Origin of the sequence: Streptomyces sp. HUAS 31 (genome assembly GCF_028198125.1) — a bacterium.
Lineage (GTDB): Bacteria > Actinomycetota > Actinomycetes > Streptomycetales > Streptomycetaceae > Streptomyces > Streptomyces chartreusis.
Map to the genome: position 1 here is coordinate 5,764,476 of NZ_CP116353.1, position 26,811 is coordinate 5,791,286.

Annotated in this window: 19 protein-coding genes and 1 riboswitch; of the genes, 10 read left to right on the top strand and 9 right to left on the bottom strand. The window is 71.8% G+C overall.

What is annotated here, in order from left to right; all coding sequences use genetic code 11:
- Nucleotides 1–32: 32 nt before the first annotated feature.
- The gene (locus PGH47_RS25875) at nucleotides 33–1,313 is read left to right on the top strand and encodes a hypothetical protein (RefSeq protein ID WP_271665401.1); all 1,281 of its coding nucleotides are present in this window, start codon (nucleotides 33–35) and stop codon (nucleotides 1,311–1,313) included.
- A 588-nt stretch (nucleotides 1,314–1,901) separates the two neighbouring features.
- Complete coding sequence (locus PGH47_RS25880; RefSeq protein ID WP_126903886.1) at nucleotides 1,902–2,432, top strand: DoxX family protein; 531 nt, start codon at nucleotides 1,902–1,904, stop codon at nucleotides 2,430–2,432.
- A gap of 62 nt (nucleotides 2,433–2,494) precedes the next feature.
- Here the strand turns inward: PGH47_RS25880 and PGH47_RS25885 are convergent, their stop codons facing one another.
- The gene (locus tag PGH47_RS25885) at nucleotides 2,495–2,716 is read right to left on the bottom strand and encodes a hypothetical protein (RefSeq protein ID WP_271665402.1); all 222 of its coding nucleotides are present in this window, start codon (nucleotides 2,714–2,716) and stop codon (nucleotides 2,495–2,497) included.
- Nucleotides 2,703–4,175 (bottom strand): PspC domain-containing protein, encoded by a 1,473-nt coding sequence (locus PGH47_RS25890; protein WP_271665403.1) that lies wholly within the window; start codon nucleotides 4,173–4,175, stop codon nucleotides 2,703–2,705. Before PGH47_RS25890 ends, PGH47_RS25885 begins: the two co-directional genes overlap by 14 nt.
- A gap of 143 nt (nucleotides 4,176–4,318) precedes the next feature.
- Between PGH47_RS25890 and PGH47_RS25895 the strand changes: the two genes are divergently transcribed.
- Both PGH47_RS25895 and PGH47_RS25900 read left to right on the top strand, forming a co-directional pair.
- The gene (locus PGH47_RS25895) at nucleotides 4,319–5,644 is read left to right on the top strand and encodes an ATP-binding protein (protein WP_093747028.1); all 1,326 of its coding nucleotides are present in this window, start codon (nucleotides 4,319–4,321) and stop codon (nucleotides 5,642–5,644) included.
- Entirely contained in the window at nucleotides 5,641–6,360 is a 720-nt protein-coding gene (locus tag PGH47_RS25900) for a LuxR C-terminal-related transcriptional regulator (RefSeq protein ID WP_269643694.1), read from the top strand. The genes PGH47_RS25895 and PGH47_RS25900 overlap by 4 nt, the downstream gene beginning before the upstream one ends.
- A gap of 12 nt (nucleotides 6,361–6,372) precedes the next feature.
- Here the strand turns inward: PGH47_RS25900 and PGH47_RS25905 are convergent, their stop codons facing one another.
- Complete coding sequence (locus tag PGH47_RS25905; protein ID WP_271665404.1) at nucleotides 6,373–7,425, bottom strand: C40 family peptidase; 1,053 nt, start codon at nucleotides 7,423–7,425, stop codon at nucleotides 6,373–6,375.
- Nucleotides 7,426–7,961: 536 nt separating this feature from the next.
- On the opposite strand from PGH47_RS25905, the gene PGH47_RS25910 reads away from it, so the two are divergent.
- Nucleotides 7,962–8,315, top strand: coding sequence for a hypothetical protein (locus PGH47_RS25910; RefSeq protein ID WP_107903988.1), 354 nt, complete (start codon nucleotides 7,962–7,964; stop codon nucleotides 8,313–8,315).
- Here PGH47_RS25910 and PGH47_RS25915 read toward each other — a convergent pair.
- Nucleotides 8,293–9,300 carry a tellurite resistance/C4-dicarboxylate transporter family protein gene (locus PGH47_RS25915; RefSeq protein ID WP_271665405.1) on the bottom strand — a complete coding sequence of 336 codons (1,008 nt, stop codon included), beginning with the start codon at nucleotides 9,298–9,300 and terminating at the stop codon, nucleotides 8,293–8,295. The genes PGH47_RS25910 and PGH47_RS25915 overlap by 23 nt on opposite strands.
- A gap of 315 nt (nucleotides 9,301–9,615) precedes the next feature.
- On the bottom strand, nucleotides 9,616–10,791 hold the full coding sequence (locus PGH47_RS25920) for a C40 family peptidase (protein ID WP_271665406.1): 1,176 nt from the start codon (nucleotides 10,789–10,791) through the stop codon (nucleotides 9,616–9,618).
- 8 nt (nucleotides 10,792–10,799) lie between these two features.
- A riboswitch (cyclic di-AMP (ydaO/yuaA leader) is annotated at nucleotides 10,800–10,969 on the bottom strand.
- 353 nt (nucleotides 10,970–11,322) lie between these two features.
- On the opposite strand from PGH47_RS25920, the gene pcrA reads away from it, so the two are divergent.
- Nucleotides 11,323–13,809, top strand: a complete 2,487-nt coding sequence (pcrA, locus tag PGH47_RS25925) for a DNA helicase PcrA (protein ID WP_271665407.1) — start codon at nucleotides 11,323–11,325, stop codon at nucleotides 13,807–13,809.
- A 71-nt stretch (nucleotides 13,810–13,880) separates the two neighbouring features.
- On the opposite strand, the gene PGH47_RS25930 is transcribed toward pcrA, so the two are convergent.
- Complete coding sequence (locus PGH47_RS25930; RefSeq protein WP_271665408.1) at nucleotides 13,881–15,488, bottom strand: M23 family metallopeptidase; 1,608 nt, start codon at nucleotides 15,486–15,488, stop codon at nucleotides 13,881–13,883.
- 269 nt (nucleotides 15,489–15,757) lie between these two features.
- A complete protein-coding gene (locus PGH47_RS25935) occupies nucleotides 15,758–16,618 on the bottom strand; it encodes an esterase/lipase family protein (RefSeq protein WP_271665409.1) in 861 nt (286 codons plus the stop codon).
- Nucleotides 16,619–17,267: 649 nt separating this feature from the next.
- Here PGH47_RS25935 and PGH47_RS25940 point away from each other — a divergent pair.
- Nucleotides 17,268–17,684, top strand: coding sequence for a cobalamin B12-binding domain-containing protein (locus PGH47_RS25940; protein ID WP_030967431.1), 417 nt, complete (start codon nucleotides 17,268–17,270; stop codon nucleotides 17,682–17,684).
- Between the two features lie 197 nt (nucleotides 17,685–17,881).
- On the opposite strand, the gene PGH47_RS25945 is transcribed toward PGH47_RS25940, so the two are convergent.
- Entirely contained in the window at nucleotides 17,882–19,510 is a 1,629-nt protein-coding gene (locus tag PGH47_RS25945; protein WP_271665410.1) for a DUF5691 domain-containing protein, read from the bottom strand.
- A gap of 73 nt (nucleotides 19,511–19,583) precedes the next feature.
- On the bottom strand, nucleotides 19,584–20,942 hold the full coding sequence (locus PGH47_RS25950) for an SWIM zinc finger family protein (protein ID WP_271665411.1): 1,359 nt from the start codon (nucleotides 20,940–20,942) through the stop codon (nucleotides 19,584–19,586).
- Between the two features lie 166 nt (nucleotides 20,943–21,108).
- Here PGH47_RS25950 and PGH47_RS25955 point away from each other — a divergent pair, with 166 nt between their 5' ends.
- From PGH47_RS25955 to PGH47_RS25965, 3 genes are all read left to right on the top strand, one after another.
- Complete coding sequence (locus tag PGH47_RS25955; RefSeq protein WP_271665412.1) at nucleotides 21,109–22,239, top strand: AAA family ATPase; 1,131 nt, start codon at nucleotides 21,109–21,111, stop codon at nucleotides 22,237–22,239.
- 469 nt (nucleotides 22,240–22,708) lie between these two features.
- Nucleotides 22,709–25,480: a DUF5682 family protein gene (locus PGH47_RS25960; protein ID WP_271665413.1), complete on the top strand. Its 2,772-nt coding sequence runs from the start codon at nucleotides 22,709–22,711 to the stop codon at nucleotides 25,478–25,480.
- Nucleotides 25,481–25,631: 151 nt separating this feature from the next.
- Entirely contained in the window at nucleotides 25,632–26,798 is a 1,167-nt protein-coding gene (locus PGH47_RS25965) for a VWA domain-containing protein (protein WP_271665414.1), read from the top strand.
- The last annotated feature ends 13 nt before the right edge of the window (nucleotides 26,799–26,811 follow it).

Here is a 26,811-nt window from a genome sequence, read left to right on the forward strand (position 1 = left end):
GTCGGGAAGTTCCAGGAAGGCAGGCGTCGGGCGTGGCGGTGCAGGAGGCTGGGCAGGGCGGCGCGGTATTGGGCGCGCATGGGGGCGGCTGCACCTGTGGGGACTGTCCGCACGGGGCGCGGGCGGGGCATCGGCGGGCGGTCGCCGAGTTTCTGCTGAAGCGGGACGAGTTCGCCGCCGGGCAGGGGCTGCCGGCGGCGGTGGCGCACTCGGTGTCGGCCTCCCGGCAGTGGGTGTCCGAGGAGCTGACGCAGTCGGCGGAACACGTCGCCGAGCGGGGGCGGGCCGAGGGTGACGCATGGCTCGCGCGGCTGTGGTCGCGTACGGCGTGCGTCGTCTGGGGGCTCGTGGTCGCGCTGCTGCTGGTGCAGGCGCTCACGGCGATCGGGGCCGGGTGGACGGCGGCGCGTACCGCCGGGCTGCTCGCGGCCGTGGTGACCGCCGGGGCGTTGACGGCGGCATCGTGGTTCCACCGGGCGCGGGGTGGCGCGCTGGCGCCGGTCATCGGTGAGGACAACCGGCTGTCGACGTCGAGGGCGGTGGCCGGGGCGTGGGTGCTGTTCGTTGCGTACGCCGTGCTTGTCCTGGTGGGGCGGTTGGCGGTGGCGTCCGGGCACGCGGAGCGTGATGCGCTGATCTCGGGGCTCGAACTGGCGCGGGGGGCCGGGGTGGTGACCGTGCTCGCCGTGGTGTGTGCGATCGCGGTGCTGGTGCGGCGGGTCGTCGGGGTGCGGGTGCTGGGGCAGCGGTTGCAGAAGGTGCGGGCGTATCGGCCTCGGGCCGCTGATCTGCTGACGGATGACGCGGGGCGGGGGTCGTTCGCGGACATTCAGTACGTGGTGATCGGTGGGGTTGCGCTGCTGTTCGCGGCGGTGCGGTTGGGGCGGCGGCCGGATCAGCTGCCGGATCTGCCGTGGGGGCTGGCGGTGGTGGTGCTGGTGTCTGCGGCGACGTACTTGGCCGGGAAGTATGCGGAGGGGGGTCGGCCGGTGATTCTTTCCGTGGTGCGGGCGCGGGAGGCGGGCGATCTGGACGCGCCGATTCGGACCGGGGACGACATCGAGATTCGGGGGGCCGGGTTTGTGCCGCCTGGGGCGCAGGGGGCGGATCGGTTGTCGCGGATGGTGGTGCGGATCGGGGCGGTGCATGTGCATGTGCCGTTGGTGCCTGTGGCTGGGGGGTTCAGTAATCCGACGGATGCGGTGCTGACTGTGCCGGTGCCGGCGGATGTGGAGCCGGGGCGGGTGGAGGTGCAGGTGGTTACTGCGGTGGGGGTCGAGACGAATCGGTACCTGATCGACGTGACCGAGTGACGGGTCGATGCCTGCGGCGGCCTGTGCGGGATGGGTGGGGGTTCGCGTAGCGCCTGCGGGTGGGGGGTGGGTCGGGGCCGGGGGGGGGGGGGGGGGGGGGGGGGGGGGGGATCAGAAGGGTGCTGTTTGTTGACGCCCGCCGCTGCGGGCGGACACCCCCCGGCACGTCCCCTTGCCGCCGTGGGCGACCACACCGCATCTCTCGACGCCGGCCGCTGCGGGCCGTTCTAACCGGTCCGCATCGTCCAGCCCGTCCGGACCATCCAGTCGGACCGCACCATTTCATCCGGCCCGGGTAAGCCAGCTGGGCCGTACCACTTCAACCCGTCCGCACCTACTTCAGCCCGTCCGGCGTTTGAGGACGAGGCCGTTTGGGCCGAAGCGGGGTCTGGGGCGGCAGCCCCAGAGGAGGGGGCTGAGGGGTGGAGGCCGTGGCGTCGGATTTTGTTGAGGTTGGTGGGGGCGCGGGGTTTTCAGGGGGGCGGGGGCGGCGGAGAATACGGGCTGCATGGTTGAGCGGCGTAGCGATTGCGTACGTATCGTCGTTCGAGGGGTCACGGCACGGCGGGCGAGAGGCGGCTACGGGCGATGACTCACGGTATGCACACGGACGCGCACCCCCCTTATCTCGACGGCGACCGGGGCTGGCGGGACACCGCCACCCGTTACGCCCTCCTTCCGCTCCGCGTCTTCCTCGGCGTCACCTTCATCTACGCCGGGCTGGACAAGCTCACGGACAGCGCCTTCATGAAGGACTCCGGGGCGGGGTCGATCGGCGACATGATGCGTGCCGTTCGGGACTCCTCCGCCATCCCGGCCATGGTGGACATGGCCCTGGACAACCCGGTGGGCTTCGGCTACGCCATCGCGTTCGGTGAGCTGGCCGTCGGGATCGGCACGCTCATCGGTCTGTTCGCCCGTCTGGCGGCGCTCGGTGGGGCGTTGATCTCGCTGAGTCTGTGGCTGACCGTGAGCTGGGCCTCCGATCCCTACTACTACGGCAATGACCTCGCCTATTTGATGGCTTGGCTGCCGCTCGTGCTCGCGGGTGCTTCCGTGTTCTCGCTGGATGCCGCTTTGCGGGGGCGGCGACGGCAGCGGTTGGGCGGGTATCGGTAGGTCGCCGCGCAGCCTCCCTGGGCGGGCCGCTCAGCCTCCCCGTGGGTGGGGGGCGTGGGTGGTCAGGGGCGCGGGGGTGGCTGGGGCGTGCGGTGGCGTTTGCGTATCGCTCGGGTGAGGAGGGCTGTCGCTCCTGCCAGGGAGAGGCCGCCCATGACCAGGGGGATCACCACGAACCACGGGGTTTCCCAGGCGTCGCCTGCGTCTCCGGCGTAGACGATGCCCGCGATGGTGAGGAAGGCGCCGGCAACCAGCCGGCCGGGCTGGAACTCATGACGTAGCACGGCTGACCTCCGCCTGTCCGACGCCGACGCTCAGATCGATGTCCAGCGTGCCCGCGCTCTTCGTGCCTGTGGGCGGGTTCAGGGTCAGTTCCTTGTGCTTGCCCGGTGCCACGTCCACGTCCTGCTTGTCCTCGCCGGGGAGCTGGATGTCTCCCACGCCCACGTCGATGCTCACCTTCACGGTCGCGTCCTTAGGGACGATCACCTTCAGCCTGCCTACGCCCACGTCGGCCCTCGTCGTGATCGGTTGCGTCTTCGAGAGGTTCAGCCGGGTGAGGTCCAGGGTGCCTACGCCCGTCCCGAGGTCGTACTGGTTCTGTACGTCCGCGGCCGCTGCTGGTTGCCAGTTCTTTTCGATCCAGTGGGTGCTGATGTCCTTGGGCAGGGCCGCCGAGGCGGCAAGGAGCCCTGCGGTGATGATCGCCAGGAAGACGGAGCCCGCTCCCGTGCGGCCCAGGAACGCGCTGATGGCTATGCCGAGGCCTATGACCAGCAGCGCGCAGGCCAGGCCCGTCTGGAGGCTGGTTCCGAGTGCGTGGTCCTCCCAGGTGGCGCCGGTGCCGAGGGCGCCCGCGAGGAGGGCCAGCAGGAACACCCAGCCGCCGATCCAGCGCGGGCCGCGGGGCTTGGGCTGCTGGGAGCGACGGGTCCGTATGTCCTGGCGGCTGCTCCAGGCGCCGCCGAGGCCGATGTTGACGGCCGCAGCGATGTCGCGGTCGCGGGAGTCGCGAGGGCCCCAGAGATAGCCCGTGCCGCCCTCGTGGGTGCCGTCCTTGACGATCGGGTCGCGCCACCAGGAGGGGTAGGCGGCGGGGACCGGCGGGGCCTGTGCCTCCGGCGGCGCGTCGGCGACGGCCTGGGCGGCAATGGGGCCTCCCCTGCTCGAGCGAAGCCGAGAGCTCGGGGAAGGGTCCGGGTCGGGGGTGCCGCGGTGCCGTGACCAGTAGCCGGCGCCGGCCACGAGGAGGGAGAGGACGACGGCGAAGGCCAGCACACCGCCGTTGTTCAGCAGGGTCAGGAACACGCCGCAGCCGACCAGCGCGAACAGCACGGCAGTCAGCGCCTGGCCGTCGACGCGGCCGGTCAGCAGCTTGCGGACCTCGTTCTCGTCCTCGTCGTCGTACGGGACGAAGAGCCAGGCGAAGCCGTAGAAGATGAGGCCTATGCCGCCGGTCGCGGAGAGCACGGCGAGCGTGATCCGGAAGAACACCGGGTCCATGTCGCACTGCCGGCCCAGGCCGGCGCACACGCCGGCCAGCATCTTGTGCCGGCGGTCGCGCCGGAACCTGTGCGGTGGGGGGAGCGCGCCCGCTTCCCCGGGCGCGGCTGTCTCCGCGCCCGCCTGTGCGCGCGGTTCCTCACCCGCGGCGCTCGCGGGTGCCGGGCCGGTCGGCGTGCCCGCGGTGGGCGCGTCGTCCGGCTCGGGCACGGAGTCCGCGGCGTGCTGGTGATCAGTCATGTGTCCATGGTGACGGGCGGGTCGGCTCGATGGGAGTCGGAATGACCCTGGTCGGACCCTGATATCGGCCCTGAGTCGGGTGCGGGGGAGGTGTTCGAGGCGGCGGGCCTCGAAGATCAGGGGAGTCTAGGGGGTCGACCCTGATGCCTCGCTGGGCCGGGCGTGTGAACATCGATGGCATGCCGGAAGCCGCAGCAGCGCCACTCGCCGAACCGCGGCCGCCGCGCAAGCTCTACCGCAGCAGTGACGGACGCTGGCTCGGGGGCGTGGCGCGGGGGCTCGCCGGGCACCTCGGCCTGCCCGTCATCTGGGTGCGGCTCGTCTTCGTCGGCCTGTTCATGGCGGACGGCCTCGGTGCGCTGCTGTACGCCGCGTTCTGGTTCTTCGTGCCGCTCGGCCTCGGCGGGGTCGACGCACAGCGGCCGCCCCCGTTCACCACCGAGACCGCGTCCGACGGCCGCCGCAGACTCGTCGCCCGCAAGCCCGACAAGGGCCAGATCGTCGCGCTGCTGCTCATGGTGGTCGTCGCGATGGTCTTCGTCGGCAGTGTGGACCTGGGCAACGGCGCCAAGGCATACCTGCTGCCCGCCGTCCTCGTGGGCGCGGGTGTCGCCCTGGTCTGGAGGCAGGCGGACAACGCCCGCCGGGCCCGCTGGATGGAGGCCGGGCGGCGTCGGCGGACCCTCAGCCTGCTGCGTGCCGCGGGTGGCGTCGTCCTCGTCACGGCCGGCGTCTCCGGCATCTTCGTCCTCCAGGGCTCCGCCGCCCACCTCGGCTCCGTCCTCCAGGCGGCGCTCGCGGTCCTCGTCGGTATAACGCTCCTCGCGGGGCCGTACCTGGTCCGGATGACCCAGGACCTCTCCGAGGAACGCCTGATGCGCATCCGCGCCCAGGAGCGCGCCGAGGTCGCCGCCCACGTCCACGACTCGGTGCTGCACACCCTGACCCTGATCCAGCGCAACGCGGAGAACGCCGGCGAGGTCCGCCGCCTCGCCCGCGCCCAGGAACGCGACCTGCGCACCTGGCTGTACAAGCCCGAGGGCACCGGCAAGGACGAGGCCGACGAACCCGCCAACCTCGCCGACGCGGTGCGGCGCAACGCCGCCGAGGTGGAGGACAAGCACGGCGTCCCCATAGAGGTCGTGGTCGTCGGCGACTGCCCGCTGGACGAGAGGATCGCCGCACAGATGCAGGCCGCGCGCGAGGCGATGGTGAACGCCGCCAAGTACGGTGGCGAGGGCGGCGCCGTGCAGGTCTACGCCGAGGTCGAGGGAAAGACCGTCTTCGTGTCCGTCCGGGACCGCGGTCCGGGCTTCGACCTCGACTCGATACCCGCCGACCGCATGGGCGTCAGAGAATCGATCATCGGCCGCATGGAGCGCAACGGCGGTACGGCCCGGCTGCGGGCGGTACCCGACGGCGGCACGGAGGTCGAGCTGGAGATGGAGAGGGCGGAGAAGACGTCATGAGCGAGCCGACCGAGGCGAACGAGTCCGTGGAGTCGACCGGCGGGAGCGCGGCCGAGCGGCATGTGCGTGTGGTCCTCGTCGACGACCACCGCATGTTCCGTACCGGAGTCCAGGCCGAGATCGGCCGGACCGAGCAGACCGGTGTCGAGGTCGTCGGCGAGGCCGCGGACGTCGACCAGGCGGTCACGGTCATCACCGCGACCCGGCCCGAGGTCGTCCTCCTCGATGTGCACCTGCCGGGCGGCGGCGGGGTCGAAGTCCTGCGCCGCTGCGCCCCGTTGATGGCGGACGCCGAGCAGCCCGTCCGCTTCCTCGCGCTGTCCGTCTCGGACGCCGCGGAGGACGTCATCGGCGTGATCCGGGGCGGTGCGCGCGGGTACGTGACCAAGACGATCACCGGCACCGACCTGGTCGACTCCGTCTTCCGGGTCCAGGACGGCGACGCGGTGTTCTCGCCGCGCCTCGCCGGGTTCGTCCTGGACGCGTTCGCGTCGACGGACGCCCCGCCGGTCGATGAGGACCTCGACCGCCTCACCCAGCGCGAGCGGGAGGTACTGCGGCTGATCGCGCGCGGGTACGCGTACAAGGAGATCGCCAAGCAGCTGTTCATCTCCGTCAAGACAGTCGAGTCCCATGTGTCGGCGGTCCTGCGCAAGCTCCAGCTGTCCAACCGGCACGAGCTGACGCGGTGGGCGACGGCACGGCGACTCGTCTGAGAGCGGGGAAGGTCAGGCCACCCGGGTGGCGCCCGCGAAGGGCATCTCGTCCAGGGGTGCCACCCGGACCGGCGCCGACGGGTTCGGGGCGTGGATCATCTGGCCGTTGCCGATGTACAGGCCCACGTGGCTGATGCCGGAGTAGAAGAACACCAGGTCGCCCGGGAGCAGTTCGGAGCGCGAGACGCGACGGCCCGCGTCGATCTGGGCGTAGGTCGTGCGGGGCAGGGAGACGCCGGCCTCTCGGTACGCGGCCTGCGTGAGGCCGGAGCAGTCGAAGGCGTTGGGGCCGGTCGCGCCCCAGACGTAGGGGCTGCCGAGTTTGGCGTAGGCGTAGGAGACGGCGGCCGCCGCGCGGGCGTTGGGGGCCTGGGCGGTGGCGGAACCGGGCGAGGCCAGGGCGTCGCGGGCGCCGGTCGAGAAGCGGGTGGCGCGATCGTCGAGGCGGGCCTGCTCCTCGGCGGTCAGTTGGGTCAGCAGGTCCCGGGCAGAGTCCAGCTTGCCGGTGATCGTCTTCTTGTGCCGCTTCAGCTCGGCCTGGCGGGACTTCAGCGAGGTCAGTTCGACGTGGGCGGCGCCTCGCAGCTGCTCGATCTCGCGGAGCTGCTTGCGGACGCTCGCCACGGATGAGGCCTGCCGGTTGCCGGCGCGTTCGGCGAACTCGGCGCCGTCCAGGTAGCGGTCGGGATCCTCGGAGAGGGCGAGCTGGAGAGCCGGGTCGAGCCCGCCGTCGCGGTACTGCGCCGCCGCCATCGAACCGAGCGCTTCCCGCGCCGAGTTGAGCTTCTCCGTCTTGCGGGCGGCCTGGTCCTGGAGGTTCCTGATCCGCTGCCGGCCCGCGTCCGCCTGCTCCTTGGCGCCGTTGTACTTCTCGGTGGCGGCCTCCGCCTCCTGGTACAGCTTGTCCACCTTGGCCTTCACCTGTGCCGGTGTCAGCTGCGGCTCGGCGTGCCCGGTCCCGTCGAAGCCGGTCGCCGTCGCCGCGCCCGCCAGCGCGATCGTCCATGCCGTGCGGGCCGTATTGCCGCCGGCCGAGCGCTGACGGGGTTTTCGGTGCGCTGCCACGTGGACTGCACGTCCTTTCGTCCGCCCGCCACGTCCCGTACGTCCGCCAGGGCGGCGCCGGGACGTACTCCACCCCGGAGGAACGGCGGGTGCACGAGCCGCCCGGGGGGAGCGGACGTACGACCGCACGGGGCGGGTCACGCGTCCGGCGGCGGCCCGCACAGGGGGAGCGGGCCGCCGCCGGACTTTTCTCGGCGGTGGTGTCCGACTGCCGCCCCTGGCCCGGGCGGCGGTGGGGAGCCGGTCACCTGGTGAAGGACGCTAAACCTCACCGTGTCGGGTCGGTGACGGGTTGTGCGGAAGTGCTGGGAGCGGACCGATGGTGACCGTAAGTGAGCGTGATCCCGGGATGGGGACGCCTGGTTCACGCTCTGTGCTGACCGAAGTGGCGGTTTGGGGGTGGCTGAGGGTGGCGGAGTGCTATGGCGCGCATATATGCGGGGTGAGGGAGGGGCGTGGAGGAGGGTTGTGGGAAGGGCGGGAGGGATGTGGGGCGGTGTCGGGTGGGATTTTCGTGGTGGTTAGGCTCCGGGCCCATGGACGTACTCATCCATTTGTTCGTCGGGCTGCACATCATCGGTATCGCCGCGCTGCTCGGTGGGTTCTTCACGCAGATGAAGGCGATGGGGCAGGGCACCGCCCGGTTCGTGCCCGCGATGCTGCACGGTGCGTTGACCATGCTGGTCACCGGGGTGATCCTCGTCGGCCTGAACCAGGCGGACGATCAGTCCGTCAACAACATCAAGATCGGTGTGAAGCTGGCGCTGCTGGTCGTGATCCTCGGGCTCGTCTATGTGAAGCGGGACGAGGAGACCGTGGACAAGCGGCTGTTCGGGCTGGTGGGACTGCTGGCCATGGCGAACGTCTTCATCGCCGTGCTGTGGACGTGACGTCGGTGCCGCGGCGAGTGCCGAGGCGCGTGTAGCTCCAGGCCGCGCCCGCCGTGACCGCCAGCCAGGCCGCGATCGCGGCCCACATCAGTGCCTCGCCCGGGTACTTCAGCCATGAGGCGTCCAGGGTGGTGCCGACGGAGAGTGTCGCCGCTGCCGTCATGCCCATCGGGAACACCGTGGCCCAGCGGCGAACGTCGTAGTGCAGGCGCGGCCAGGCGAACTCGGTGAGGAGCAGGAGGGCGTACCAGGCGATGTCGAGTACGAGCAGGGCGACGGTCACCGTGCGCAGGACGCCGTAGTCGTCGTCGTTCCAGAGGTAGAGGGCGGGGCTGTCGGCGGCGAGCAGCTTCGAGCCGGCCAGTGCGGAGATGGCGAGGGCGCCGCCCGCCACCCACTGGTCGCCGGCGCCTCGGGCGAGCTGGCGCCGGTCGAAGCGGGGCAGGGCCACGACGTAGAGGACCAGGCCGAGCCAGAAGAACACGAGTGCCATGTGGGCGAGCCATGCCGTGGTCTCGGCGGCGGCGAGTGTGGCGCCCAGTACCGCCAGGCCCTCTGTGGCCACGCAGCCCAGGAAGATCGCGCCGGGCATCTGGCGGCGCCAGTGGCGCAGGACGGTGAGCAGGAGCATCGGCCAGAGCACGGTGGCCAGGGCCAGGAGGGCCTCGGCGAGGGTCACCCAGCCGAGGGCGGTGAATCGGGTGCCGAGGACTGTCGTCGCGGCGATGGCGGTGAGGGCGGCGGGGGTGGCCGCCTCTTTCAGCCATCTTTCGCGGTCCTGGAGGAAGCGGACGGTGAAGTCGGCGGCCAGGGCCAGCCAGACCGTGCAGGCGAGGGCCAGGGCGATGCGGGAGAGGGTCTCGTAGTCCGTCTGGTGCAGGGCTACCGAGAGGATGCCGGTGGCCATGACCGCGGCGCCGGCTGTGGGGGGTCGCTGCGACCACCGGGTGTGGAGGGGGGAGGTGGGGGTCGTGGGGCCGGACATGGGGCGATGCTATGGAGCGGGGTGGGGGATGGCCGTGGGGCGCGCTCGGGGGTGTCGGGAAATCGTCCTGTGTCGGGGTGGTTCGGTTGTGGTGCCTGCGGCGGCCTGTGCGGGATGGGTGGGGGTTCGCGTAGCGCCTGCGGGTGGGGGGTGGGTCGGGGCCGTGCCGGGGGGTGTCCGTCCTCGGTCGGGCGGTTGCCCGGCCTCAGAAGGGTGCTGTTTGTTGACGCCCGCCGCTGCGGGCGGACACCCCCCGGCACGTCCCCTTGCCGCCGTACGCGGGTGCGGGTGCCGCCGGGGAAGCGTCCGTTCCTGTCAGGCCGGGCGGACCACGCTGTGGATCGACGACTCGCCGTCGTAGTAGATCGACTCCTCGCGGACGTACGCGCCGGGCTTGGGGGCGTGGATCATCATGCCGTTGCCGATGTAGATGCCCACGTGGGTGACGTCGTCGTAGAAGAAGACCAGGTCGCCGGGCTGGGCGCTGGAGAGGGGGACCGTGGTGCCGGCGTTGACCTGGTCGTAGGTGACTCGGGGGATGTCGACGCCGGCGGCCTTCCAGGCGGCCTGGGTGAGGCCCGAGCAGTCGTAGGAGTCGGGGCCGGTGGCGCCCCAGACGTACGGCTTGCCGATCTGGGAGCGGGCGAAGGCCAGGGTCTTCTCGGCCTTGGTGGCGTACGAGGAGTCCGCGGAGGATGAGTCCGAGGTGCCCGAGTCCGCCGGAGGCCGGGTGCTCTCCTGCTGCTGGGCGGCGGCCGACTCCTCCTGGCGTTGGCGCTCGGCCTCTGCCTGCTGGCGGGCCAGGTCCGCGGCCTTGCGGGCGGCCTCCTCCTGCTTGCGCTTCTCGATCGCGGCGAGGCGGGCCTTCTCCTCGGCCGTCAGCTTCGAGAGGAGCTCACGCGCGTCGGAGAGCTTCTGCTGGACGGTGGCCTTGGCCGACTTGAGGTCGTTCTGCGAGTCGGTGAGCGTCTCGAGGCTCTGGGTGGCCTCCCGGCGCTTCTCCATCGTCTCGGACTGCTGGGTGAAGTAGTCGTCGACCGACTCCTTCTGACGGCCGGTCATACGGTCCATCAGCTGGGTCTGGTCGAAGTAGTCCTGCGGGTTGTCCGCCAGGAGGAAGGTCGCCGTGTCGGGGGCCGCGGCGCCGGTGCGGTACTGGGCGGCTGCGTTGCGGCCGAGTTCCTCGCGGGCTTCGTTGAGCTTCTGGGTGCGCTTGGCGACGTCGTCGAGGAGGGTGTCGACGCGCTTGCGCTGCTTCGTGGTCTTGTCCTTGGCCGAGTTGTACTTCTCGGTTGCCGACTCCGCTTGGCGGTAGAGGTCGTCGACCTTCTTCTCGACCTCTTCGAGGCTGGGCTTGTCGTCCGTCGACGGGCTGGCGTTGGCCGTCTGGGACAGCAGGGCCACGGACGTGAGGGCTGCCGTGGCGAGGGCAGGGGTGCGTATGCCTGCTACGCGCGTACCGGCGGGACGCGACTTGCGGTGCGACGCCAAGGGAGGCGACTCCTTCCATATTCCGCCTACCGAGTTAGCTGTCGGGTTCGGGCGGGTGGTTCGGAAGGGTTGCCCTACGGCCTGTCCCCGCGAGGGAAGTCGGGCCGATTCACCCCAAGTTCGGTGGGTCCCCGGCTCCGGTCGCCGTGAGGCGTGCCGGACTCGGCGGAGGCCGTGCGGCCCGGCGTCGTTCGCCGGTGGGGGTCGTACGGCCTGCCCGGCACGGTAGCCAACTCGTGTGGCCCCTGTGAAGGTTGATGTTCGATATGCCCGATACATTTTCGTGACCTTGGCCCCAAACGTTGCGGGCGGTGGTCGGTTCGGGAGACGTGCGGGGTTTTGGGGGCGGTGGGTGTGAGTGGGTTGATTTGGGAGTTTAGGTGGTTGTCTGGGGTGGCTGGTTGCGGGTTGTGGTGGGGTGGTTGCTGGGGGTGAGGGAGGGGTTTGGAGGGTGATCGTCGGGGTTTCGCGGCGGGGAAGTTTCGAGGGTGGGGGCGGGCTGTCAGTGGGGCGGCCTAGACTCGGAGAGCGATGAGCAGCCTCTTTGACGACAGCTTCCTGGCGGACCTCCAGGCCCCTCGGGCCCACGAGGAAGAGCACCCGCAGCCGCCCGAGGACGACCACGCTCCGGAACCGGTTCCGGACGATCTGTTCGGTGGGAAGTTCGACGTGCCACCGGACCGGGACGGCCACTACCGCGACGGCGCCCCGCGGCCGGTCATCGACGCCGCGGCGCTGCTGGAGGGGCTGAACGACAACCAGCGTGCCGCCGTCGTCCACTCCGGCACCCCGCTGCTCATCGTGGCCGGCGCCGGGTCCGGCAAGACGCGTGTGCTCACCCACCGCATCGCCCACCTCCTCGCCGAGCGGAACGTGCATCCGGGGCAGATCCTCGCGATCACCTTCACCAACAAGGCCGCGGGCGAGATGAAGGAGCGTGTCGAGCAGCTCGTCGGCCCGCGCGCCAACGCGATGTGGGTGATGACCTTCCACAGCGCGTGCGTGCGCATCCTGCGGCGGGAGAGCAAGAAGCTCGGGTTCACGTCTTCTTTCTCGATCTACGACGCCGCCGACAGCAAGCGGCTCATGGCCCTCGTCTGCCGGGATCTCGATCTCGATCCCAAGCGGTATCCGCCCAAGTCCTTCAGCGCCAAGATCAGCAACCTGAAGAACGAGCTGATCGACGAGGAGGACTTCGCCGCCCAGGCGACCGACGGCTTCGAGAAGACCCTCGCGCAGGCGTACGCCCTGTACCAGTCGCGGTTGCGGGAGGCCAACGCCCTCGACTTCGACGACCTGATCATGACGACGGTCAACCTGCTGCGCGCCTTCCCGGACGTCGCCGAGCACTACCGCCGGCGCTTCCGCCATGTGCTGGTGGACGAGTACCAGGACACCAACCACGCCCAGTACACGCTGGTGCGCGAGCTCGTCGGGACCGGCGAGCACCCCGTCGACGTGCCGCCGAGCTCGCACGACGTCCCGCCCGCCGAGCTGTGCGTGGTGGGTGACGCCGACCAGTCGATCTACGCCTTCCGGGGCGCCACCATCCGCAACATCCTCCAGTTCGAGGAGGACTACCCGGACGCGACGACGATCCTGCTGGAGCAGAACTACCGCTCCACGCAGACGATCCTGACCGCCGCCAACGCCGTCATCGAGCGCAACGAGTCCCGCCGCCCCAAGAACCTGTGGACCAACGCGGGCGCGGGCGCGCGCATCACCGGCTATGTCGCGGACACCGAGCACGACGAGGCGCAGTTCGTCGCCGAGGAGATAGACCGACTGACGGACGCGGGTGACGCGAAGGCCGGCGACGTCGCCGTCTTCTACCGGACGAACGCCCAGTCCCGTGTCTTCGAGGAGATCTTCATCCGCGTCGGGCTGCCCTACAAGGTCGTCGGCGGGGTCCGCTTCTACGAGCGCAAGGAGGTCCGGGACGTCCTGGCCTACCTGCGGGTGCTGGCCAACCCCGAGGACTCCGTACCGCTGCGGCGCATCCTGAACGTGCCCAAGCGGGGCATCGGCGATCGGGCCGAGGCGATGATCGACGCGCTGTCGCAGCGGGAGAAGATCAGCTTCCCGCAGGCGCTGAAGCGCGTCGACGAGGCGTACGGCATGGCCGCGCGGTCCACCAACGCCGTCAAGCGGTTCAACACGCTGATGGAGGAGCTCCGTACGATCGTCGAGTCCGGTGCCGGACCGGCGACCGTCCTGGAGGCGGTCCTCGAACGGACCGGCTATCTGGCCGAGTTGCAGGCTTCGACGGATCCGCAGGACGAGACCCGTATCGAGAACCTTCAGGAACTCGCGGCCGTCGCCCTGGAGTTCGAGCAGGAGACGGGTGAGGGCGAGGCCGTCGGCGGGCTCTCCGAGTTCCTGGAGCGGGTCGCGCTCGTCGCCGACTCCGACCAGATCCCGGACGAGGAGGAGGACGGCTCCGGCGTCATCACCCTGATGACCCTCCACACCGCCAAGGGCCTGGAGTTCCCGGTCGTCTTCCTCACCGGCATGGAGGACGGCGTCTTCCCGCACATGCGCGCCCTCGGCCAGAACAAGGAGCTGGAGGAGGAGCGGCGGCTCGCGTACGTCGGCATCACGCGCGCGCGTGAGCGGCTGTATCTGACGCGCTCGGCGATGCGCAGCGCGTGGGGGCAGCCGTCGTACAACCCGCCGTCCCGCTTCCTGGAGGAGATCCCGGCGGCGCACGTGGACTGGAAGCGCACCGGGGCGACCGCGCCGGTCTCCTCCGGGCCCGTGTCCGGGGTCGCCGCCTCGCTGTCGTCGTCCCGCTCGCGTTCCTCGGCGTCGGGCGCGTCCGGCTTCGCCACGCGCCGCACCTCCGAGAAGCCGGTCGTCCAGCTCGCCGTCGGCGACCGTGTCACGCACGACCAGTTCGGGCTCGGCACGGTGACGGGTGTGAAGGGCACGGGCGCGAACGCCGAGGCGACGATCGACTTCGGGGACACCAAGCCGAAGCGGCTGCTGCTGCGGTACGCGCCGGTGGAGAAGCTCTAGCGGCTGTTCCGACAAGTGCGCCCCCGCTGCCGTTTGCAGGGCGGGGGCGCGTGTTCAGGCGGTGGCCTTGCTTACGACGGGTCGACCCCGTGGCTGCGCAGCCAGGACAGCGGGTCTATCGCCGAGCCGCCGCCGGGCCGGACCTCGAAGTGCAGGTGCGGGCCCGTCGAGTTGCCGGAGTTGCCGGAGTACGCGATCGGGTCGCCGGCCTTGACCGTCGTGCCGGAGGCGACGCGGTAGCTGGAGAGGTGGCAGTACCACGTCTCCGTGCCGTCCTTCGCGGTCACGATCATCATGTTGCCGTAGGCGCTGTTCCACTGTGTGCGGACGGTGCCGTCGGTCGCGGCCATCACCGTCGTGCCGTACGAGACCGGGAAGTCGATCCCGGTGTGCACGGACATCCAGTTGATGCCGGACTGGCCGAAGTAGGCGCTGAGGCCGTGCTGCGCGACCGGAACCGCGAACTTCGGACGCAGCCGCTCCTTGCGGGCGGCCTCCTCGGCGGCCTTGCGCTTCTCGGCCGCCTGCTGCGCCTTGAGGTCGATGCGCTCCTGGGTACGGCTGGCCCGGTCGGCGAAGTCGTCGGCGCCTGCGGAGAGGCTCTCGAGCTGGGTGTCCAGCTTGTTGTTCGCGGTGGACGGCTTCACGGCGTCGCCCTCGGAGGCGAGCGTGGACGCGTCCTTGTCGTCGGTCAGGTTGCCGACGGAGGCGGCGGCGATCCCCGCGACGCCCATGACGCAGGCGGAGGGGACGGCGATCGTCAGCAGCGCGGAGCGCTTCGGGGGCGTACGACGACGGGAGCGCGCTCCGCTGCGGGAGCCGGCGCGGGGGGAGGGGGCCGGAGTGGTCTCCTCCTGGTCGTCGAGGAGAGGGGCCACGGCGGGGAGTTCGCCGGTGGACGTCAACTCGGCTTCGTGCTGGGCCTCGTCGGCGTACGGGGCGTTGTCGTACTGAGTGTGCTCGTCGTAGGAGGCCGTGTGGTCCTCGTACGAGACGTGCTCGTCGTAGCCCGTGTGCTCTTCGTAGGCCGCGTGTTCGTCGTACTGCGTGTGCTCGTCGTAACCCGCGGCGGTGCCGTGCTCGATCTGGTCGAAGTGCGCGGTCGCCTGCTGGTCGAAGGATTCTGCTGACGGCTCGAAGTCGCCGGTCGTCTGCGTCGTGCTGCCGTCGGAGTTCCACTGGGTGGCGTCGTACGCCCCGGTGTCGAAGGCTGCCGTGCCCCATGCCCAGTTCTGGGTCTGGTCGGGCTGGGGGGCGGCCGTCTGGTCGGGCTGGAGCCAGGCGTTCGCGTCCCACTGGCCGGAGACGTCATGGCCGTTGGCCTGCTGCGGGACGAAGGCGAGCCGCTCGTGGTCGGTGCCCCAGGCCGCGGTCTCGTACGCGCCGGTGTCGTAGGCGGCCTGATGCTGGGCCGCGTAGGCGTCGTAGTGCGCGGTGTGGTGGCTGCCCGTGGACCACTGGGTGGCGTCGTACGTGCCGGTGCCGGTGCCCGTGCCGTCGCCCGGGAGGCTGCCGAACAGGGGGTCCGCGTCGAAGGTCGGTGCTGCGTGACCGGCGGTCGCAAAACCTGTGGCGTCGTAGGTGCCGTAGGTGGTGGAGTCACCGTAATGGGCTTCCTGCGTGCCGTACGGCGCGTAATGCGCCGAGGCGGCGTCGGGAGCCGGAGTCGGAGACGTCATGGTCCCAGACGGGTGACGATCGTTCACCAACTTCTCTCTCGCCTCGACTACAGGGGCTGCCAGAGCAGTGCGGCGACTGTACCCGGCAGTACGCGGGCACGACAATCTTCGGCAGGTTTCGCGCGCGAAGGAAACGGGCATTCGGCCGTGTTTTGGCGGACTGCGGGCGCGATGTTGGCCTTGTGTTCGAAGATTGTTCGATGTCGGACCGCTGTGCTCGGGCTGTGCCGAGGCTGTTCGCGGGGTGGCGACGGGTGGCGGCGGGGTGGTTACGCCACCGTCATGCCGTCGGCCTGGGCGACGGTTGCGGCTCCGGTGCGGGTGGCGTCGAGGGCCTGCCGGATCCCGGTCGCGACTGCCGGGTGCACCGGCAGGGCGAGGTGGCCGACGCCGCTCACTCGGACGTTCTGCGCCAGCAGGTCCGGGTGGTCGATGCAGGCCGTCTCCAGCGGGTCCATCAGATGGTCGAGGTCGCTCCAGAAGCTCACGAAGTGCGTACGGCAGCCCGGTGCGGGAAGGGCCAGCTCTTCGAGGATGGGTGAGCCGGGGCGCATCTGGCGCACGATGGGGTGCGCGTTCGCCAGCGGGACGACACTCGTGCCGGAGTGCGGCGTGCCGAGCGTGACGAGGGTGCGGACCCTGTGGTCGCCGCCGAGGCGCTGCACGTAATAACGCGCTATCAGCCCGCCGAGGCTGTGCCCGACGACATCGACCTGCCTGCTGCCGGTGCGCTCGCAGATCCCCTCTATGTGCCGGCCGAGCAGCTCCGCGGCGGTGCGGATGTCGCAGGTCAGCGGGGAGTAGTTGAGCGACTCGACCTGGTGTCTGCCGTGCTGGGCGAGATTGCGGCGCAGCAGGACGAAGACCGAGCGGTTGTCGATGAACCCGTGCAGCAGGACGACGGGCGGACTGGTCTCCGTCGGCAGCTGGGTGGTGTCGGGGGAGGGGAGCGCGGGGGTGGTGCGGCGCTCCTGTGTGATGCCGGAGGGATAGAGGAGCAGGTGTCCGGCGAGGATCGCGAGCTCCAGCGCGGTCGCCTTCAGCAGGGCCAGGGAGAGGCCGGCGAGCCTGCTCGGGAGCAGACGCCGGTAGAGCGGGAGAAAGGGGAGTGCTGTCCCGGTGACCTTCATGGCCGACCTCCTAGTGGCACGCAGGAGGACGGCTCCGGCCCCGTGTGCCCTCGTGGGAAGTCGCGGCCGAGGCGGCCGGCGGGGTAGGGCAAGGGCCCGTGGGGCGAGCGCGGCGCGCGGTGCGTGAGCCGGCCCTTGGAGGCCGTGGTGCGCCGATGACCCGACGGGGCTCCCTGTCGGTGTGGCGACGAGGCTCCCCGCTGTCGTGCCTTACCTGCCCTACGTGCCCTTCGTACCACCGTCGACCCGCCCCACCGCCACGTCGCGCGGCCTGCGGCGCGGTGGTGCGGCGACCTCGTTGCGGCTCCCGTTGCGCATGGTCCCGCTGCGACGCGCGTACCGCAGACTGCTGCGGCCCGTGTGCCGCAGAGATGTGGAACGGTGCGCGGCGAACGTGTCCCACCGTGTGATTTCCCCCTCGGTCTGCACCGCGAAACTGCCGGTTGCGGGATGCTGGCGATAACGTTCGTTCACTTCTCCGGGCGGCGTGGCCCGGGGCATTCGTGCCGAGAGGGCGCGTCCGGTGCGGTGAGCGGCGGAAATGTGCGATAGGCGCACCATGTATGACATGTGCGGTGAGTGCGGCATAACTCATACATGAGTAGTGCTTGTCGGTACGGATGGATGTAGTCGCTTCATGGAGGCAGTGATGGGTGTGGCAGCCGGTCCGATCCGCGTGGTGGTGGCCAAGCCGGGACTCGACGGCCACGATCGTGGGGCCAAGGTGATCGCGCGCGCCCTGCGCGACGCCGGTATGGAGGTCATCTACACCGGGCTTCACCAGACCCCGGAGCAGATCGTCGACACCGCGATCCAGGAGGACGCCGACGCGATCGGCCTGTCCATCCTCTCCGGTGCCCACAACACCCTCTTCGCCGCCGTGATCGAGCTCCTCAAGGAGCGCGAGGCGGAGGACATCCTCGTCTTCGGCGGCGGGATCATTCCCGAGGCGGACATCGCACCGCTGAAGGAGAAGGGCGTCGCGGAGATCTTCACGCCGGGCGCGACCACGCAGACGATCGTGGACTGGGTGCGGGCGAACGTGCGTCAGCCGGCGGGGGCATAGGTCGCTCTTCGGCGCGGGTGCGGGCGGGTGCGGGTGCGGGCGGGTGCGGCCGTGGGTGCCGGTGCTTGTGCCTGTTGCCGGTGGGTCCGCCGGTGCCGGTGCCGGTGCCGGTGTGCGTGTGGGTGCGTGGGGCGTGGGGGCGGCCGGTGGCTGGGGCGCTCCCGGATCTCCGTTCGGCTTGAACGGCTGCCTCGTCGTCAGGCGCCCGGTGTGCCCAGCTCGTCGATCATGGCCGCCCGCAACCGCAGTGTCGTCACCAGCCGCTGGAACGCCTCCGCCCAGTACCCCCCGGCCCCCGGCGACGCGTCCTCCGGTTCGTCCGGTACCGCCAGCAGGCCGTTCAGACGGCTCGCCTCGGCCGGGTCCAGGCAGCGCTCGGCCAGGCCCATCACTCCGCTGAAGCTCCATGGATAACTCCCCGCGTCCCGCGCAATGTTGAGCGCGTCCACAACCGCCCGCCCGAGCGGCGCGGCCCACGGCACCGTGCACACCCCGAGCAGCTGAAACGCCTCCGACAGGCCGTGCGTCGCGATGAACCCGGCGACCCACTCCGCCCGCTCGTCCGAGCTCAGCGTGCCCAGCAGCTTCGCCCGCTCGGCCAGCGACACCGCCCCCGGACCGCCCGCCTCCGGAGCGGAGGGCGACCCGAGCAGCGCCCTGGCCCACTCGGCGTCCCGCTGCCGTACGGCCGCCCGGCACCAGGCCGCGTGCAGTTCCGCCCGCCAGTCGTCCGTCACCGGGAGTGCCACGATCTCCTCGGGCGTACGTCCGCCGAGCCGCCGCGCCCAGGTCCCGAGCGGCGTCGCCTCAACCAACTGGCCGAACCACCACGACCGTTCACCCCGGCCCGCCGGCGCCTTGGCCACCACCCCGTCGCGCTCCATGCCCGCGTCGCACTCGTGCGGTGCCTCGACGGTGATCGTCGGCCCGTCACCCGTGTGATCCAGCGCCACGCAGGTCCCGGCACGCACCGCCATCCGTCCGGCGAGCGCCGAACCCGGCAGTGCCGACAGCAACTCCGCGGCCGTCGCGCGGACATTGCGGCTCCGGTCGGCGAGCGCCTGCTCCAGGAACGGCTCGTCCTGCGGGCCGAGCCCCATGCGCAGCGAGTCGAGGAACATGAGCCGGTCCTCGGCCCGCTCCGTCGCCCACGTCGTGACCAGCAGCTCACGCGCGGCTTCGGGCTCCCGGGCACGTATCGCGGAGAGCAGCGCGACCCGCTCCGCGAACAGGCCCTCCTGCCACAGCTGTTGCACCTTGGCGGGGTCGTCGAGGTGCGGCAGTGCGGCGCCCCCGCCCGGGGTCGCGCGCAGGGCGAACCGCCAGTCCGGGTTGAGCCGCGCCAGCCACACCGCGCGCGGGCCCGCGAACGTCAGCGCCGCCGGGCGCAGATCCGTACGCCCCCGCGCCGCGTCCAGCAGTGCGGGCAGCATCTCGGTAGGCGGCGCGAGACCCCGGTCGTTCGCCCGCGCGAGCCACTCGGGCAGCAGCTCCACCAGGTCCGGTGCCGTGCCGCGGCGGCCGCCACCGCCCGCGCCCGGACGGTCGGCCAGCAGCATCGCCAGTCTGCGCGCGGCGGCAGGGGGCAGCGCCGGTCGCGCGTCCTCGGGGGCGGGCTGCGGACGGTCGGCGGCCCGTGCCGGTCGCAGCCCGGCCCGCCGCCGTACGGTCTCCACGGCCGCCGCGTCCAGCAGTGCCACCGGCGCCTCGCGGCCCGGCGGACAGCCCGGCGGCGTACGCCGTTCCGTCCCGAGCAGCGCCGCCGTGACGAGCTCCTCCCAGGCGCTCGGCGCGGGCGAGTCCACGGGAACGGAGGGACTGTTCATGAGGTTCGTTCCTCTCTGCCTTCGTGTGCTGGGTGCCGTGGGACGGAGGGGGTTGATGGAGGCGGCGTGGTGCTCAGCAGAGCCGTACGGCCTCGCCCGACCCCTGCGGCCAGGCCGTGAGCGGGGTGAAGCCGCGGTGGCCGCACTCGCCGAACACCTTCACCGGCGCGCCGCCCGACAGAGCGACCAGGCGCCACAGGCCCGGACGGGCGCGCGCGGCCGGGGTGAGCGGGAGCGCGGTGTCCGCGTCGGCGTCCGCCAGCTGCCACGAGTCGCCGTCCGGCGCCGGTACGACCCGGTCCAGGGTCACGGGGACGGAGTCCAGCCATGGATCGTCGCGGAGCGCGTCGCCGTATCGGGCGGTCGCCTCGGCCGTCGTCATGCCGGGTGGCCGTATCGACGCGGGTGCGGGTGGCGCGAACTGCTCGCCCAGGGTCGCCCGCAACTGGCCCGCCCCCGGGTAAGCCGTCAGCTCCGCCTCCAGAGCCAGACCCACCGGAAGCGTCAGCTCGGGGGTGCGGCCGGCCGCGCCGTAAGAGAGGAGCAGCGCGGTGCGGCCCGAGTCGGCGCCGTGCAGCCAGATCCGGCGTGTCGTGAGCTTCACGTCGGCCGTGTCGTACTGGGCGAGGACCAGCCAGCGGTCCCGGACGGGCGGGCCGTCCGCCGACGCGGGCAGGCCGATCCGGGAGCGGACCGTGTCCGCCAGGCCGTCAGGCAGCCCTTCGCGGCGCAGCCAGCCCTGGTCGAGGAGGTGGAGCAGGGCGCACTCCTCCAGCAGCCGCACCGGCCAGCCCGGTCCGGACGCCGGTATCGCCCCCAACTCCCGCACACGCGCCGCGAGCCCCGGAGCCTGGGCGTCGACCATGCGGGCGGCCGTCTCCTCCCACAGCCCGTACCCCGCCTGCTCGGCGCCGGCGAGGCCGCCGCGCAGCAGGTCCGTCAGCCGCTGCTCCAGCTCGGTCGCCCCCGCGGTGACGCGGACGGCCCGGCGTTCCGCCCTTCGCCGTGCCGCCTCCGGATCAGCCGACGCCGGCGAGGAACCGGACGCGCCCGCCGTCCGCTTCTCCTCGGCACGCTGCCTTCTCCCCTTTATCCACTGCTCCGCCCAGTCCGGCGGCTCCGCCGCGGACGGCACCGCGCCGTCCCCGCCCGCCCAGAGCAGCAACAGCCCGAGCGCGTGCTTGCACGGGAACTTCCGGCTCGGGCAACTGCACTTGTACGCGGGCCCGGACGCGTCCCCGATGTCGATGACCGTCTGATACGGCCTGCTGCCACTGCCCTTGCACAGCCCCCACACCGTCCCTTCCTCGGCACTCCCCGCCTCGGACCACGGCCCCGCCGCTCCGAGTTTGCTGCCCGCTTTGCGTGACGCGGCGTCAGGCGCCAGTGCCAGCACCTGATCCGCAGTCCAGCGCACCCCCTGCTGAGTCATGTCATCGAAGGTAGATCCCACCACTGACAATCGGCCCGGGCAGCGGACCCGGCTGCGGGCCCGTGACGGCGTTTGCGCAGGTCGGAACGCATTGTCAGTGGCGTGGTGCAACGTGGTTGCCAGATCCGAAACGGCTGAACCGGCCGAGCTGGAGGGGGACTTTGCCATGCCTGTGTCCGTAGAACCGACATCCGCCGAGGTGGCGGAGACGGAACCGACCGAGGCGTTGCGACCGCATGCCGAGGACGCCTTCGCCCGTGAACTCGCGGCGCTGGCCGCGCAGGACGACCGTCCGCGTCCGGCCCGCTGGAAGCTGTCGCCCTGGGCCGTGGCCACGTACCTGCTCGGCGGCACGCTGGCCGACGGCACGGTGATCACACCGAAGTACGTGGGCCCGCGGCGCCTCGTCGAGGTCGCCGTCACCACGCTCGCCACCGACCGCGCCCTGCTTCTGCTCGGCGTGCCCGGCACCGCGAAGACCTGGGTCTCCGAGCACCTGGCCGCGGCGGTCAGCGGCGACTCGACGCTGCTGGTGCAGGGCACGGCGGGCACCCCGGAGGAGGCGATCCGGTACGGCTGGAACTACGCGCAGCTGCTGGCACACGGGCCGAGCCGTGACGCCCTCGTGCCGAGTCCCGTCATGCGGGCCATGTCGGAGGGGATGACGGTCCGCGTCGAGGAACTGACCCGAATTCCGGCCGATGTGCAGGACACGCTGATCACGATCCTGTCGGAGAAGACGCTGCCGATACCGGAGCTGGGACAAGAGGTGCAGGCGGTCCGAGGCTTCAACCTCATCGCCACGGCCAACGACCGCGACCGCGGGGTCAACGACCTCTCCAGCGCGCTGCGCCGCCGATTCAACACGGTCGTGCTGCCGCTGCCGGCGAGCGCCGAGGCCGAGGTGGACATCGTCTCCCGCCGCGTCGACCAGATAGGCCGCTCGCTCGACCTGCCGACCGTGCCCGACGGCATCGACGAGATCCACCGTGTCGTGACCGTCTTCCGTGAGCTGCGCGACGGGGTCACCTCAGACGGCCGCACCAAGCTGAAGTCGCCCAGCGGCACGCTGTCGACGGCCGAAGCGATCTCCGTCGTCACCAACGGCCTGGCGCTGGCCGCCCACTTCGGCGACGGAGTGCTGCGTCCCGGCGATGTCGCCGCGGGCATTCTCGGCGCCGTCGTCCGCGACCCTGCCGCGGACCGCGTCATCTGGCAGGAGTACCTGGAGGCGGTCGTGCGCGAGCGGGACGGCTGGACGGACTTCTACCGGGCCTGTCGAGAGGTGAGCGTGTGAGCGACGAAGACGACCTGGGCTGGGGTCGACCGCGCGGGGGCTCGGGTGGAAGCGGGTCCGGGTCCGTGGCGGTGGTGTGGGGCAAGGGGCGGCCGGGATGGTGACCGACGGCGACTTGTGGGGGGCGAAGGGCTGACGGGGGCAGGCGGTTTGGTCCGGTGGCCTTGTCGGAGGGGCCGCCAGGCTGGGGCTCTGCAGGGGGGCACCGGACCGGGGGTTCCTCAGGTGGGCCGCCTGACCGGGGGAGCGGGTGGCGGGTGCCGGATCTGCATCCGGCTCCAGCACCAGCATCGGCACCGGCGCCGGCGCCGGTCCCGGTTCCGGTTCCGGTGCCGGAAGGACGCCGGGTGGCGGCGGGGGAGGCGTGAGCGATGGCGAGGCGGCGGGCGATGGCGGCGGGCGATGGCGTCGGACGGCTGTGGGAGCGGGGGTCGATGTGAACGGCGTTGAGAGCACGGGGAGTCAGGGGATGGACGCGGTCACCGGCGGGGCGTGCGATGAGCGCACCGAGTCGGGCAGCTCGGTTGGCTCGGACGGCTCGGCGGCATCGCGTTCGGTGGCGAGGCCGTCGGGGCCTTTGCTGCTCGGCGTACGGCATCACGGGCCCGGGTCGGCGCGTGCGGTGCGGGCGGCGCTGGACGCCGCGCGGCCGCTGACGGTGCTGATCGAAGGCCCGCCGGAGGCCGACGCGCTGATCCCGCTCGCCGCCGACGAGGCGATGCGGCCCCCGGTCGCGCTCCTGGCCCATGCCGTGGACGAGCCCGGCCGTTCGGCCTTCTGGCCGCTGGCCGAGTTCTCCCCGGAGTGGGTTGCGATCCGCTGGGCCGTGGAGCACCAGGTGCCGGCCCGGTTCATCGACCTGCCCGCCACGCACACGCTGGCGTGGGGGAAGGAGGACGAGACCGCGTTGGATGCGGGGGAGGGCGGTGAGCCGGCCGCCAACACCGACGAACCCGCCGATGACGCGGACGGCTCTCAGGCCGAGGAGACCGATCCTCGTGCCGCCGTCCGGGTGGACCCCCTCGCCGTGCTGGCCGATGTCGCCGGTTACGACGATCCCGAGCGGTGGTGGGAGGACGTCGTCGAGCACCGGGGGGCGGGGGACGGGGATGTGTTCGCGCCGTTCCTCGGGCTCGAAGAGGCCATGGGGGCCTTGCGGGAGGCGTACGGGAGCGGGGGACATGACCGGGACCTCGTGCGCGAGGCCTACATGCGGCTTCAGATGCGGGCGGCGCAGCGGGAGTTCGGCGACGACGTCGCCGTCGTGTGCGGGGCGTGGCATGTGCCGACATTGCGGCAGAAGAGCTCCGTCGGCGCCGACAAGGCGCTGCTGAAGGGGCTGCCCAAGGTCAAGGCCGACATGACCTGGGTGCCGTGGACGAACCGGCGGCTGGCCCGGGTCAGCGGCTACGGGGCGGGGATCGACTCGCCGGGGTGGTACGGGCACCTGTTCAGCGCGCCGGACCGGCCCGTCGAGCGGTGGATGACCAAGGTGGCAGGCCTGCTGCGGGAAGAGGACCGGATCGTGTCCTCGGCGCATGTCATCGAGGCGGTGCGGCTGGCGGAGACGCTGGCGGCGATGCGCGGGCGGCCGTTGCCGGGGCTGAGCGAGACGACCGACGCGGTGCGGGCGGTCATGTGCGAGGGCTCGGACGTCCCATTGGCGCTGGTGCAGGACCGGCTGGTCGTGGGGGACGTGCTGGGGGAGGTGCCGCGGTCGGCGCCGGCGGTGCCGTTGCAGCGGGACCTCGACCGGATCCAGCGCCGGTTGCGGCTCAAGCCGGAGGCGCTGGAGCGGGAGCTGGAGCTCGACCTGCGCAAGGAGAATGACGCGGAGCGCAGCAGGCTGCTGCACCGGCTGCGGCTGTTGCGGGTGGAGTGGGGCGAGCCGGTCGCGTCGCGGGGCAGTACGGGGACGTTCCGGGAGACATGGCGGTTGCGGTGGGAGCCGGAGCTGTCCGTGCGGGTCGCCGAGGCGGGGGTGTGGGGGACCACCGTGTTCGCCGCGGCGACGGCCAAGGCGGAGGCGGATGCCGTCTCCGCGCCGGGCCTCGCCGATGTCACCGCCCTCGCCGAGCGCTGCCTCCTGGCCGAACTGCCGGACGCGCTGCCCACGGTGATGCGGATCCTCGCCGACCGGGCAGCCCTGGACACCGACGTCGGCCACCTCGCCCAGGCACTGCCGGCGCTGGTCCGCTCTCTGCGGTACGGCGATGTGCGCGGCACGGACACGGGGGCGCTCGCGGAGGTCGCCGCGGGACTCGCCGAGCGCGTCTTCGTCGGCCTGCCCCCGGCCTGCGCCGCGCTGGACGCGGACGCGGCCGAGGAGATGCGGCGTCATGTCGACGCGGTGCATGGGGCGGTCGGGCTGCTGGGGGATGCGGTGGGCTCGGGGCAGGACTCGGGGGGTGGGGGCGGATCCGGCTCCGGTGAGGGTGATGCGGAGGGTGCGTCGGGGAAGGGTGGCGAGGGCGCGACCGTCGGCGCGGAGCGTGATGCCGAACGCCACGCCGCAGGCGCCGGGAACGGCGGCCAGGAGCAGGCCGCCGACACCGGCCGCGGTGGCGCGGGCGAGGTCGACGACGCCGGGCACGGAGCACCTGGCGAGGGGACGTCGGTGGAGCGCCGCGGTTCGGACGGCTCGGCCTCCCCACCGCACGGTGATCTGCGCAAGCGCTGGCATGCCGTGCTGCGGGTGTTGGTCGTGCGGGACACCGTGCCCGGGGTCATCAGGGGGCGCGCGGTGCGGTTGCTGCTGGATGACGGGGAGTTGGGGCAGGACGAGGCGGCTCGGGCGATGGGGCTTGCGTTGTCGCCGGGTACGCCGCCGGGGGACGCGGCCGCGTGGATCGAGGGGTTCGTCGGTGGCGGCTCGGGCGGCGGGATGCTGCTCGTGCACGACGAGCGGCTGCTCGGGCTGGTCGACGCGTGGCTGACGGGGGTGTCGGCGGAAGCGTTCACCGATGTGCTGCCGCTGCTGCGACGGACCTTCTCGGCGTACGAGCCGGGGGTGCGGCGGACCCTCGGGGAGCTGGTCCGGCGTGGGCCGGGGGAGCGCGGCGGCGCGGGGGTCGGCGGGGCCGGGATACCCGGGTTCGCGGAGGAGTTCGACGTCGGGCGGGCGGACGCCGTGGTGCCGGTCGTGCGGCTGCTGCTGGGGCTGGGGCTGGACCGGATGGAGATGGGCGAGGGCGCCGACGGCGGTCTCGGGGGCAACGACCTTGTGGGGGCGACGGGATGACGACCGACGTGGTGACGGAACCGAGGGAGCGGGCAGCGGCGGCGGGCGCCGGGAGGCAGCCGCACGGGTCGGCGGCACAGGGCGGCCGGCCGCTGACGACGACCGTGCCGGTGCTGCCGCTGTGGGAGCGGCCTCGAATGGGAGTGTGCCGATGACGACCGAGGCGATGGACCCGGCCCGGGAGCGGCTGCGGCGGTGGCGGATGGTGCTCGGCGGCGACGACGCGGACGGCACCGGCTGCGCGCTCTCCGGCAAGGACGCCGCGATGGACGGGGCGTTGACCGCGCTCTACGGGAAGGGGGACAAGGGGACGCAGCCGGGGAGGGACCATTCGGCGGGGCTCGGGGCTTCGGCGCCGTCCGTGGCGCGGTGGCTCGGGGACATCCGGAAGTACTTCCCGTCCTCCGTCGTCCAGGTCATGCAGCGGGACGCCATCGACCGGCTCGGGCTGTCGACGCTGTTGCTGGAGCCGGAGATGCTGGAGGCGGTGGAGGCGGACGTGCACCTCGTCGGCACGCTGCTCTCGCTCAACCGGGCCATGCCGGAGACGACGAAGGAGACGGCGCGTGCCGTCGTGCGCAAGGTCGTCGAGGACCTGGAGAAGCGGCTCGCCAGCCGCACACGGGCCACGCTCACCGGCGCCCTCGACCGCAGTGCCCGGATCAGCCGGCCGCGCCACCACGACATCGACTGGAACCGCACCATCGCGGCCAACCTCAAGCACTATCTGCCGGAGTACCGGACGATCGTGCCGGAGCGGCTCATCGGGTACGGGCGGGCGTCGCAGTCCGTGAAGAAGGAGGTCGTGCTCTGCATCGACCAGTCCGGGTCGATGGCGGCTTCCGTGGTGTACGCGTCGGTGTTCGGGGCTGTGCTGGCGTCGATGCGGTCCATCAGCACACGGCTGGTCGTGTTCGACACCTCCGTCGTCGACCTCACCGACCAGCTCGACGACCCCGTGGACGTCCTCTTCGGCACCCAGCTCGGCGGCGGCACGGACATCAACCGGGCGCTGGCGTACTGCCAGTCGCAGATCACCCGGCCCGCGGAGACGGTGGTCGTGCTGATCAGCGATCTTTACGAGGGCGGTATACGCAACGAGATGCTCAAGCGGGTCGCCGCGATGAAGGCGTCAGGAGTGCAGTTCGTGGCGCTGCTGGCGCTGTCGGACGAAGGGGCGCCGGCGTACGACCGGGAACACGCGGCCGCGCTCGCCGCGTTGGGCGCACCGGCCTTCGCCTGTACGCCCGACCTGTTCCCGGAGGTGATGGCGGCGGCCATCGAGAAGCGGCCGATTCCGGTGCCCGACGCGGTCTGAGGGGGGCTGAGGA

Excerpts from the sequence above, each read along its gene's own strand:
- PGH47_RS25950 (WP_271665411.1), bottom strand. The coding sequence starts at position 20,942 with ATGACTCAGCAGGGGGTGCGCTGGACTGCGGATCAGGTGCTGGCACTG.
- PGH47_RS25910 (WP_107903988.1), top strand. The coding sequence starts at position 7,962 with ATGGACGTACTCATCCATTTGTTCGTCGGGCTGCACATCATCGGTATC.
- PGH47_RS25915 (WP_271665405.1), bottom strand. The coding sequence starts at position 9,300 with ATGTCCGGCCCCACGACCCCCACCTCCCCCCTCCACACCCGGTGGTCG.
- PGH47_RS25890 (WP_271665403.1), bottom strand. The coding sequence starts at position 4,175 with ATGACTGATCACCAGCACGCCGCGGACTCCGTGCCCGAGCCGGACGAC.
- PGH47_RS25955 (WP_271665412.1), top strand. The coding sequence starts at position 21,109 with ATGCCTGTGTCCGTAGAACCGACATCCGCCGAGGTGGCGGAGACGGAA.
- PGH47_RS25900 (WP_269643694.1), top strand. The coding sequence starts at position 5,641 with ATGAGCGAGCCGACCGAGGCGAACGAGTCCGTGGAGTCGACCGGCGGG.
- PGH47_RS25960 (WP_271665413.1), top strand. The coding sequence starts at position 22,709 with ATGGACGCGGTCACCGGCGGGGCGTGCGATGAGCGCACCGAGTCGGGC.
- PGH47_RS25935 (WP_271665409.1), bottom strand. The coding sequence starts at position 16,618 with ATGAAGGTCACCGGGACAGCACTCCCCTTTCTCCCGCTCTACCGGCGT.
- PGH47_RS25880 (WP_126903886.1), top strand. The coding sequence starts at position 1,902 with ATGACTCACGGTATGCACACGGACGCGCACCCCCCTTATCTCGACGGC.
- PGH47_RS25940 (WP_030967431.1), top strand. The coding sequence starts at position 17,268 with ATGGGTGTGGCAGCCGGTCCGATCCGCGTGGTGGTGGCCAAGCCGGGA.
- PGH47_RS25945 (WP_271665410.1), bottom strand. The coding sequence starts at position 19,510 with ATGAACAGTCCCTCCGTTCCCGTGGACTCGCCCGCGCCGAGCGCCTGG.
- pcrA (WP_271665407.1), top strand. The coding sequence starts at position 11,323 with ATGAGCAGCCTCTTTGACGACAGCTTCCTGGCGGACCTCCAGGCCCCT.
- PGH47_RS25930 (WP_271665408.1), bottom strand. The coding sequence starts at position 15,488 with ATGACGTCTCCGACTCCGGCTCCCGACGCCGCCTCGGCGCATTACGCG.
- PGH47_RS25965 (WP_271665414.1), top strand. The coding sequence starts at position 25,632 with ATGACGACCGAGGCGATGGACCCGGCCCGGGAGCGGCTGCGGCGGTGG.
- PGH47_RS25895 (WP_093747028.1), top strand. The coding sequence starts at position 4,319 with ATGCCTCGCTGGGCCGGGCGTGTGAACATCGATGGCATGCCGGAAGCC.